We start from the raw sequence: 10,635 nt of genomic DNA on the forward strand, positions 1-10,635 counted from the left end.
AGATAGTTCGGGCATACACATCACATTTACAGGGAATTAAATGGGTACAGGTGTCAAGAATGTCGCTGTTATCTGTAACACAAGGGACAAATAGTCCATTGTCACCTGCTGCACGATAAAGTTTTTGGTGTTGATGTGCTAGCCGAAAGATTGCCCATCCTTCGGTAAAGGCATGGTCTTCATATATGTGCGACAGACTTTAGTGAAGCTCACAATATTAATATTGACACAGTGTCAGAAATTTCGAATGTTGGGGAATGCCGGTCCATACGATTGGCAAAGTTGGGCTCACTTTCATAATATTTTAAACCTCAAAGAACAAGTAAATGGACAACAGTAAACTCAACAGATATGGCTATAAATGTACTACTAAACGGGTATGGAGTTGCACTTATCGTTGACTATTTGGGTGACGCAGCTATCAACAAGTCAGGGCCGCTAACTATTCCATCCACTTAATTTCCCTCACTCAAACGCCGTTGAGCGCTATTTTTTGAATTAAATTCGCCTCGGCGTGCCCGAATAGATGTATTTATGTCTTGGGTCACAACACAAATATTAAGTGACAACACCCTGTAGAACCTGTGAAAGCCCTTGAAACAACCATGAATAACATGTTGTAGCAGAGCCTTCTATAGATACTCAATCCTTATGAAATAAATCTCGCGTATATAATTTATCGGTGACATCATCTAATTCATCGACCACTCTATTAGTAATGATTAAGTCACATTCTGCTTTAAATGATGACAACGAATTATTCAGTGAAAAATTGTCTGATAAAGGTGCATGTAAATTGGGTTCATATACAACAATTTCTGCACCAGCATGGTGTAAATGGGAAATTACATCTAATATTGCAGACTCTCTAAAGTTGTCAGAGCCTGTCTTCATAATTAAACGGTAAACACCTACTTTTCTAGGGGTTTTCGCCATGATAGTGTTAACGATGTGCTGTTTTCGTGTCTCATTTGCTGATACGATAGCCGATATCATATCGTTAGGGACACCTTCAAAGTTTGCGAGTAATTGCTTTGTATCTTTTGGTAAGCAATATCCCCCATAACCAAACGAAGGGTTATTATAATGGTCACCAATTCGAACGTCTAAACTTACTCCGTCAATAATTTCTTTCGTATTAAGGTCTTTTGCTTCGCAATATGTATCTAACTCATTAAAAAATGCCACCCGCATAGCGAGGTAAGTATTAGAAAATAACTTAATGGCTTCTGCTTCTGTTGAATGTGTGAGAAGTACCTTAACGTCTTGTTTATGCGCACCTTGCTTCAGTAATCTGGCAAACGTATTGGCTTGTTCTGACAATGCACCAAGTATGATTCTTGAGGGGTATAAATTATCGTATAAGGCTTTTCCCTCTCTAAGAAATTCAGGAGAGAAGATGATGTTATCGGTACGATGTTTTGATTTCATTTTTTCAGTAAAACCAACAGGCACCGTTGACTTTATAATGATGGTGGCTAGAGGGTTAATTTCCAATGCCTGTGCGATGACATTTTCTACACTTGTAGTATTAAAGTATTGAGTATCAGGATCATAATCGGTTGGAGTTGCAACGACAATAAAATCAGCATGTTCTAATGCTAGAAATGGATCCGTTGTCGCAAAAATGCAATGTTCGCGTTGTGCTAGAAATTGTTCAATTTCATGATCTTGAATTGGAGACATGCTTTTATTTATTAAGTTAACACGATCGGGGTTAGTTTCTAGTGCTGAAACGGTATTGTGTTGAGACAGCAGCAATGCGTTTGCCAAACCTACATAACCTAATCCTACAACGGTAATATGAAAACCCATAATATAACCTTACTATTGATATTTTTTGTCTATTCCCAATACAGCAATATTTGGGCTATTTTTTCAGATTGTGTTAAATGAATTAATTTCCTTATAAATCAACAAGATAAATTTATAATAAAGGACTTCCGTCACCAGTCCCCTTTTTCATTTGCATAATGAAACGCAAATAGCAGCGTGAACTATAAAACCATCGCAGCAATCCAACCAAAAATAAGCAGTGGAATATTAAAGTGAATAAACGTTGGTACAACTGAATCCCATATATGATCATGTTGACCGTCGGCGTTTAACCCTGAAGTTGGACCCAATGTTGAATCTGATGCAGGAGAGCCTGCATCACCCAAAGCACCAGCCGTTCCGACAAGTGCAGCGGTTGCCGTAGCTGAAAAACCCACTTCTAAGCACAGAGGCACAAAAAGAGTGGCAATAATAGGCACTGTAGAAAATGAACTACCAATCCCCATTGTTATTAATAATCCAACAATGAGTATCATCGCTGCTGCGAGTGGCTTATTGTCACCTATAAAGTCAGCACTAGTAGCAACTAAACTAGCCACATCTCCCGTTGCTTTCATTACCGATGCAAACCCTTGAGCAGAAATCATAATAAACCCAATCATTGCCATCATAGCGACACCTTTGCTAAAAACGTCTGAGCTTTGCTCCCACTTTACAATGCCAAATACGCTAAACATCATGACGCCAACAAGGCCCCCGAGTATCATTGAACCACTAATGTTTTGAGCGATTAGTGAGCAAATTACCGCGATACTACCAATGATCATCACCTTCTTTGGGTTCTCTATTGCCGCTAGTACAGGAGTAGAAGGCATACTTTCATTTTTATATATTCGTTTTGCTCTATAGCTGAATAATAATGCAACACATAATCCAACAAGCATACCGACTGCTGGTATCACCATTGCGAAGGGAACTTGTGTGCTAACGATCTCTAAGCCATTATCGGCGAGGTTTTTATGTAAAATTGAGTAGAGATATATACCGCCAAATCCGTAGGGCAATACCATGTAGGAGGTGGCAAGTCCAAATGTTAAAATACACGCGATAGCTCTTCTATCTAACGTTAGTTTATTCAAAATAACGAGTAGGGGGGGGATAAGAATTGGAATAAAAGCAATGTGAACTGGAACCAGGTTTTGTGACGCAATAGCACAACCAAGTATTATGGTCATAATCATAAAACTTAAGGCCCTTGTATGGTTATCTTTTGCACCTTCAACCTTTATTAATAATTTTTGGGCGAGAATTTGTGTTAACCCTGATTTCGAGATAGCAACCGCAAAACCACCGAGCATAGCATAACTCAAAGCAATTTCAGCACCGCCAGATAAGCCGTCGTTAAAGGCGTTGAGTGTGGTAGATAAGTCTAATCCTGCCGATAACCCAGCAACCATCGCGCTAACGGTCATTGCAACAATTACATTAACTCTAACTAAAGACAGTGTAAGCATAAGCAATACACCTATTATTACTGCATTCATAAATCTCTCTTTGTTTTTCTTTTTATTGATTTTATCAGCTTAAGTGCTGATATTCGCTGTGTCTTACTGAATGATTTTCCTTGATAGCGAAAAGAAGAAAAGTCTTGATAAAACTGCTCTAATTCAACTTCCTGTTCAGGGTAACTGTGTTTTAGCGCTTCAATCAGTTGATAGGGGCTCATATTTAGATTTGAATATTTGCTTATTTGACTTAGTCTTTCAAACAATACCACAGCGGTGGGCTTATTTACTTTACTCGGGCGCTGCATATACCAATATACGGCTATCAGAGTGAACGTTACGAAAATGATAGCCACCACACCAGATAACGATCTACCGCTTTTCCCAAACACTTTTTCTAAGAATGAACGCTGTTTACTTTCATCAAAGTTCAATACCCATCTTGTCCATTGATAGTCGTATTCTTCTAATTTAAGCCTTAACCATTGCACACCAGGAATACCTGTAAATGCGACCAAACTGATCCCTAAATTTGCTTGAAACTCCGCTGACAATGATGAGTGCTGAGATAAAGACCCTAGTAGTCGTTCAGGCGAAACCCAGGCAGTTGGGTCTATTGCTTGCCAACCTTGGCCTGGTGTGTAGTATTCTACCCATGCATGCGCATCATATTGGTAAACGCTATAGTAATTATTTTTTACACTATATTCTCCCCCTAAGTAGCCAGAAACAAGACGAGTAGGGATGCCAACACTACGCATCATCATCGCAACAGAAGACGCATAATGCCCACAAAACCCCGCTTTTTGTTCAAACAAAAACTCATCTATGGTATTTTCATTCATCATTGCTGCAGGCGTTAGCGTATAACGATAGTTATTACTTATGAAATACTGTTTCATAAGCTTAATAAACGCAGCTGTTGTGCTTGATTGCGTATCCCACTGTTGAGCCAGCGTTTGTGCACGTTTATTCAGCTGATTGGGAAATTGAGTATTTTTTCTGTACTCCCAGCGAGTAAGTTCAATTAAATTTTGTTGATATGAAAACGCTTGATACTCAAAATTGTTTGACATCGCGTTTGAGCGAAAAAGCGTACCAAACTGGTTACGCGATACGCCACCCGTATAACTGACACTCGTGCCAAGCGAGAACAGCCATGGCAGGTTGCTTGATTCTGCAATCACCCGATATCCAGCACCCGACACATTTACATTGGTTCGTAGTGGAATATTTTGTTGGTTAGATTTCAACCAAGATGCGCCATCATATTTGTCGTGGATAATTGCGCGCCAATAAAAAGGCGAATTGAAACGTTGTTTATCATCAATAATTGCCCTAAAGGCAAGTTCATCCGATTGAGACAACTGTGCGATGTTAAAAGGATTGACGTCTTCAGATAGCCCTGTTTTAGCTAAACTAGGCCCGGGTAATTGCCAAAATGCTGGTAACTTAGGTAAGAAGATAACCAATAGTGCACTGATTGGTAAAATCAGGATAAGCTTCTTAAAGGCATCTTTGCTTGCGTATAAAAGTGGTTGTCTATGTGAAAGGGCTATCATTAACCCCAAGTTTATTCCCAGTGAGCATAGCACTATCAAGGTCATGTATAAGCTTTGTGAGAAAAGAAATAAACAAGGGATTGTAAAAAAATTTAGCGTTGTGATCTGCTGAAATTGCCGTTGACTCTGTGCCTGTATCACTTTCAGTTGGCAAGCTAACACCATTAAAGAGACAAACAGCGATACGGAATTATCTACCCCAATCGAAAGCAATAATATAACCATTCCAATAACGGCCAGCACGTTAAGCGCAGTATTTGATGGAGAGGTCGTTTTGTATTTCCATAGAAAAAGGTGCCAAATGGCTAATGACCCAATGAGTGCAGTAAACGGGATCCCTAATTCAGATATTAATAGCAAACTCATAAAGACGTAGATTACTGTTACGATCATTAGTTTAGTGTTCACTTAAGATCTCCAAGCTAACTTGGCAATGTTGGCGCCCAGACCCACTATCAAGAACCCTATTAGGCAACTTCATTGCGAACGGTTGCTGATTTTCAGTTGCCTGTAACACTAAAAAACACAATTTACTCAATCTTTCTTCGACGGTACCAGTTAACAAATTAAAATCAAACCCAACACTGGCCCTTTGTTCCCCGACATAGTTCTTCACCAGCATTTCTTGATTCTTTGCATAATGACGCCAAGATACTTGATGTAAACTCATTCCCTTTTGATAATTAATAAGCTCTTTAAATTCATCGTTGCTATCTGCAACGAGAAGGTTTTGCTTTGCTCCATTATTTGTTTCAATCGAAGACATATCAGTATTGGCATTTAAAGGCGCAGGATAGACATAGAGCTTCTGCTGAGAAATTAGATAACTCCATACTCGAACAAGGCCAAACGGGTAGTGGCTAAAGACTTTAAACTTCCCAATAAGATGCACGCCACGAGGGAGTTTTAAATTGCTCTTGGTTATGCTCGTTTGCGATAAAAAATCACATATAGTAATTGCACCTGTCTTGATATGATGAATCGAGATATCAAATCGGTTTTTATCCGTTATTAATTCAAACACCGCATCCGTTTTGCCTCCAGCATGATCAGCTTGTGCGTGAATAAGCCTTAAGCCAAGACCTTTGAAGTTTAAATAGCCATATATTAGGGAAACAACGAGTAATATAACCATGATGTAAGACACTGCCAATATCAGGTTATTCTGGTAATTAATGCCAAGTATAAAATTTAATAGCGCAATACTTAAAAAGCCAAAGCCCCCTTTAGAAGGTACAACGTAGATAGAGTCATGCTTAAAAACGATACTTTCGCACTGGTGTTTTTTGCTTAAAATCTTATCAAGTAAATTTTGAAATAAGGGCGGCATTAAACAGGAACCAATACTTGCTCTATAATACTTGATATGACTTTTTCTTGTTCATTACATGAAAGGTTCAATCTGTGTGCTGCAACCGGCCCAAATACAGCTTGCACATCATCAGGGGTTGCATATTCTCGTCCTTGCATTAACGCCCAAGCTTTAGTCGCAGCACCTAAAGCGATACTCGCACGGGGTGAAAGCGGATCTGCAAACAAACCACTCTCTCGCGTAAAGCGCACGAGAGCCAGAATATACTCAACAACAGGCTCCGCCAATTTAACACAAGTAACCTGCAACTGAAGTTGAGTAAGCTGTTCTTCACTGATCACTTGGTGCAATTGTGTATCAATACTGTCTTTAATGCCTAAAATAAGTTTTTTCTCGGCGTCTTCATTTGGGTACCCGAGACTGATCCGCATGAAAAATCGATCTAACTGAGATTCAGGCAGGGGGTGCGTACCCGACTGGTGCAATGGGTTTTGCGTAGCAATCACAAAGAAAGGACTAGGTAATGCATGGCTTTCACCATCAACCGTTACTTGTCGCTCTTCCATTGCTTCTAATAATGCACTTTGAGTTTTTGGGCTTGCTCGGTTAATCTCGTCAGCGAGCATCACTTGGCTAAATATCGGTCCAGGATGAAACGTAAATGAATGCTCGGAAGTATTAAAAATAGCAGAACCTGTAATATCTGCAGGCAATAAATCACTGGTGAATTGGACCCGTTGATAGCTAAGCCCTAATACATTAGCTAATCCGTGTGATAATGTGGTTTTACCCATACCAGGTAAATCTTCAATTAACAAATGGCCTTTACAAAGTAAGCTACACACAGCATGCTTTATTTGTTCGTCTTTACCATAAATTATGTGAGATAACGCACCCAATATTGGGGTGACAAATTGATTCATGTAATTAATTCTAATCGTTTTAAAACAGTGTCTACTTTTTTAGCATTAAACGGCTTAGCAATAAATCCTTTCGCGCCCAGTTCCCAAGTATTTTGAACATTTTCAAGGCTATTGTGACCAGAGCACATAATTACATGCGTGTTAGGGTAGTTATCGTTCACAAATTCTAAAATTCGAGTACCGTCTGTATCCGGTAGTTCGATGTCTAAAAAGACAACGCCGGGCTCTTTACTTGCTAACAGCGGTTTTGCAGAATCAAAATCTTTTGATTCTAAAATTTCTTCGAACCCAAGGTTAGATAAAATCTCACATAGGTACTCTCTAATTTCTTTTACATCATCAACAATTAAAATTGGTTCAAGTGGTTTTACAAATTCCATATAAAGAGACTTCTTTTTTACATCTGCGTTCATACTAATCCATGGATTTATCAAGCTCAATAACTTTTACTATGATTACACTAAATTACATATATCAGTAATGTAGTAACCAATTTAATGTCCGATATTATATTTCTCGATTGAAACCGTAGAATGTTCCCCAAAGTTGAATGTATCGTAATAACTAAGGTGCATTATTAATTAGGTACCGTACCAATTCACTTAATGCAGGATTTTTTATCCGATTAGCTGGATAGACGAGTGAAACTGGTGCTGAAGGTATTTGAAATGACTCTAATATTGGTACTAACTTACCAGTATTTAAGTAACGTCGCACCAAGAAATCAGGCAAAAATGCAATGCCGAGACCATCGGCTGAATAATCTGCTGCGATATTACCGTAGTTAACTTCAATTTGACCCATAACATTAACGTGTTTTTCTAATTCACCTTCATAGTACCGCCATCTTCCGGGTTTACGAATCGAGCTATCAATAACGCAATTATGTTCACTTAATTCCCTTGGGTGTTTTGGCGTACCGTGTTTTGCTAAATAGGCTGGACTTGCGACATATAACACATTTAACTGACTGAATTGGCGTGCCACTAAACGAGAATCAGATAATTCATGAACTCTAACAGCAAGGTCTATACCTTCCTCAACTAAATTCACATAGCGGTTGAGTAGCATAATTGTGACTTTTACCCCTGGGTTTTTTATCATAAACTCACTGACTAAGCGCGTGATCCCCAGCTCTTCGGCATCAGGGGGAGCCGTCATCCGAATATGCCCTGTAATCGCTTTTTGATTAATTTCAGCCTGGTGTTCAAGCATATCCAAACGATTAACTAATTCAGTAAATTCCTCCAGATAATACTCCCCCTCCGCAGTTAGACTCATAGCTCTAGTGGTGCGATATAATAGTTGGCAACCGAAATGTTGTTCTAAGTCAGAAACTTGTCTGCTCACAGCAGAAACAACCACACTTAAATGATCGGCTGCTTTGCTAAAGCTTCCATACTCCACAACTAGTCTAAATGTATTAATGGCGCGAACAATGTCTATTTTTCTTTTCACGTGAACAATGATTTCATTTATAGATTATTTATCCATTCTAAATTAATAGTTAACCTGATTCCAATATCAATCACATACTATAAAAGAGAAAGCTAATGAAAATTCTATTAATTGGTGGTACAGGCCTAATTGGTAAATCGGTAGCCAAATATCTTGAAACCAGTAATGAACTGATAGCAGCAGGGTATACAGATGGCGATGTAAGAGTAGACCTTGGTAGTAAGGTTTCAATTCAGAGTATGTTTAAACATGTTGGCAACGTCGATGCTGTTGTTTGTACCGCAGGTGTTGCAAATTTTGGAGCTTTTGATCAACTACCAGACGACGAATATGAACTTGCACTTAGTAACAAACTGATGGGTCAGGTGAATTTAGTACGATTTGGCCGGAATTATATTAATGTTGGCGGCTCAGTCACGTTGACGTCAGGCATATTATCACGTGAACCCATGCGCGGCAGTGTTGCTGTAAGTATGGTTAATGGCGCATTAGAGAGTTTTGTGAAAGCAGCTGCATTAGAGCTAGAAGAGATACGACTGAATATTGTATCGCCAATTTTTGTTAAAGAAACGATGGCGATGATGGGAATGGATACTGATGCAGGGTTATCGGCAAGTGATACTGCCAAAGCTTACGTGTCAGCAGTAGAGGGTTCAATGCATGGAACTACGTTGAATACTCCTGATTATATTTAGATAACTAAGCTCATAGGAAGAACATAATGAAAAGACTAATTACGATTTTAATCACCCTAATACTCATAATGCCAAATGTATTAGCGAACACTATAGAAACACGATCATTAGATGAGCTATATGCAGAAGCGGTTAAGGAGGGCGGTCAACTGATACTTCGAGCTGGGGGGGATAAGGATGATCAAGCAGATTATTATCTAGATATGTTCAAAAAGCGTTTTCCCAAAATTAAATTGACGCACAGTGTTTGTAACTCCCCCAAAAAATGAAACAGTTCATAAGTAGAATTTTCCATTAACTAAAATAGGAAAATTTACGATGAGAAAAAGCAAGTTCACCGAAACTCACATTGTCAGTATGATCAAAGAAGCTGAGGCGGGTATTCCTGTACCTGAAATTTGCCGTAAACAGGGTATCGGCCAAAGTACATTTTACAAATGGCGCTCAAAGTATGGTGGTATGTGATGTTAAACGCCTCAAAGAGCTTGAAGAAGAAAACCGTAAACTAACGCTTAGCCTAACAGCACTCGATGCTTGAGGATATCATCGCAAAACAAGTAGGGCAGAGCTTGGGTAGAGCATTTAAGAGCTCAATTTAACGTCAGCGTCGCATTTGCTTGTGGAAGTGGCAGGGCTAAGCCGCTCAGTTTTTTATTACAAACATAAACGGCCGTTAGATGATGAAGTTATCGATGCATTACTTGCGCTGGTAGAGCGCCATCAAAGGTGGGGGCTACCTAAACTATTCAAAAGGCTTCGCAATAAGGGTAAGCCTCGGAACAAAAAGCGTGATGAACGCGTTTACAACATGCTAAAACTAAACTTGAGACCTTGGCGCGGTAAACCAAAGCAAATTAGAGTCGATAACGGACTACCTATTTAGTCAACCACTTTTTGAGACGTCATGACTTTTCTTTGCGATATCGATCGCAACTAAGGTTAAATTTTTACTATTATTGGTGATGTCGATCATTAGTTAACTCCACTTATTGTTTACTCACTATAAGTATTAGTGAATGGTCGACACCTTCAAAAATAGATTGTTCAGTGAGCATAACTCAATGTGTACCATGGCCCTGAGTTTACCTCAACTACATTGGACAATAGAAAACAACATCAAGTTGGAATTTATAAAACTAGGTAGCCCTTACCAAAACGGTTTTGTGGAAAGGTTTAACCGAAGTTATCGTGAATAGGGGCTAGATTTATGTTAGATATTTATAATTATGAGCGACCCCGATATGACACCAATTGGTTACCTTGAGGCTGCATAAAATTATATGAAAGATCTGTACTAAATTTACAGGTCGTCTTTGCCATATTGATACACCTTTATTATGAGGTGTTATCATAGCTAATTTATGAGCAATTTGGTTTCTAAGGTTAATTTGGAGGGAATGGGCA

At 39.0% G+C, this 10,635-nt stretch carries 11 protein-coding genes; 4 read left to right on the top strand and 7 right to left on the bottom strand.

Annotation, left to right across the window (positions count from 1 at the left end):
- Nucleotides 1-642: 642 nt before the first annotated feature.
- The 7 genes from J8M01_RS23370 to J8M01_RS23400 all read right to left on the bottom strand — a co-directional run bounded on the left by J8M01_RS23370 (nucleotide 643) and on the right by J8M01_RS23400 (nucleotide 8,536).
- On the bottom strand, nucleotides 643-1,815 hold the full coding sequence (locus J8M01_RS23370; protein ID WP_211052743.1) for a nucleotide sugar dehydrogenase: 1,173 nt from the start codon (nucleotides 1,813-1,815) through the stop codon (nucleotides 643-645).
- Nucleotides 1,816-1,997: 182 nt separating this feature from the next.
- Nucleotides 1,998-3,320 carry a Na+/H+ antiporter NhaC family protein gene (locus J8M01_RS23375; protein ID WP_211059538.1) on the bottom strand — a complete coding sequence of 441 codons (1,323 nt, stop codon included), beginning with the start codon at nucleotides 3,318-3,320 and terminating at the stop codon, nucleotides 1,998-2,000.
- Entirely contained in the window at nucleotides 3,317-5,236 is a 1,920-nt protein-coding gene (locus J8M01_RS23380) for a DUF3488 and transglutaminase-like domain-containing protein (protein WP_282100544.1), read from the bottom strand. Before J8M01_RS23380 ends, J8M01_RS23375 begins: the two co-directional genes overlap by 4 nt.
- 4 nt (nucleotides 5,237-5,240) lie before the next feature.
- Entirely contained in the window at nucleotides 5,241-6,173 is a 933-nt protein-coding gene (locus J8M01_RS23385; RefSeq protein WP_211059540.1) for a DUF58 domain-containing protein, read from the bottom strand.
- Nucleotides 6,173-7,078, bottom strand: a complete 906-nt coding sequence (locus tag J8M01_RS23390; RefSeq protein WP_211059541.1) for a MoxR family ATPase — start codon at nucleotides 7,076-7,078, stop codon at nucleotides 6,173-6,175. The genes J8M01_RS23385 and J8M01_RS23390 overlap by 1 nt, the downstream gene beginning before the upstream one ends.
- Nucleotides 7,075-7,458, bottom strand: a complete 384-nt coding sequence (locus tag J8M01_RS23395; protein WP_192508548.1) for a response regulator — start codon at nucleotides 7,456-7,458, stop codon at nucleotides 7,075-7,077. The genes J8M01_RS23390 and J8M01_RS23395 overlap by 4 nt, the downstream gene beginning before the upstream one ends.
- A 184-nt stretch (nucleotides 7,459-7,642) precedes the next feature.
- Entirely contained in the window at nucleotides 7,643-8,536 is an 894-nt protein-coding gene (locus J8M01_RS23400) for a LysR family transcriptional regulator (protein WP_348772776.1), read from the bottom strand.
- Nucleotides 8,537-8,631: 95 nt separating this feature from the next.
- Here J8M01_RS23400 and J8M01_RS23405 point away from each other — a divergent pair, with 95 nt between their 5' ends.
- From J8M01_RS23405 to J8M01_RS23420, 4 genes are all read left to right on the top strand, one after another.
- Entirely contained in the window at nucleotides 8,632-9,231 is a 600-nt protein-coding gene (locus J8M01_RS23405) for a short chain dehydrogenase (protein WP_211059542.1), read from the top strand.
- A gap of 26 nt (nucleotides 9,232-9,257) precedes the next feature.
- A complete protein-coding gene (locus tag J8M01_RS23410; protein WP_211059543.1) occupies nucleotides 9,258-9,500 on the top strand; it encodes a hypothetical protein in 243 nt (80 codons plus the stop codon).
- Between the two features lie 49 nt (nucleotides 9,501-9,549).
- Nucleotides 9,550-9,696 carry a transposase gene (locus tag J8M01_RS23415; protein WP_211059544.1) on the top strand — a complete coding sequence of 49 codons (147 nt, stop codon included), beginning with the start codon at nucleotides 9,550-9,552 and terminating at the stop codon, nucleotides 9,694-9,696.
- 148 nt (nucleotides 9,697-9,844) lie between these two features.
- Nucleotides 9,845-10,114 (top strand): hypothetical protein, encoded by a 270-nt coding sequence (locus J8M01_RS23420; protein ID WP_211059545.1) that lies wholly within the window; start codon nucleotides 9,845-9,847, stop codon nucleotides 10,112-10,114.
- Nucleotides 10,115-10,635: the final 521 nt, after the last annotated feature.

Source organism: Pseudoalteromonas sp. MMG005, assembly GCF_018101015.1.
GTDB lineage: Bacteria > Pseudomonadota > Gammaproteobacteria > Enterobacterales > Alteromonadaceae > Pseudoalteromonas > Pseudoalteromonas aurantia.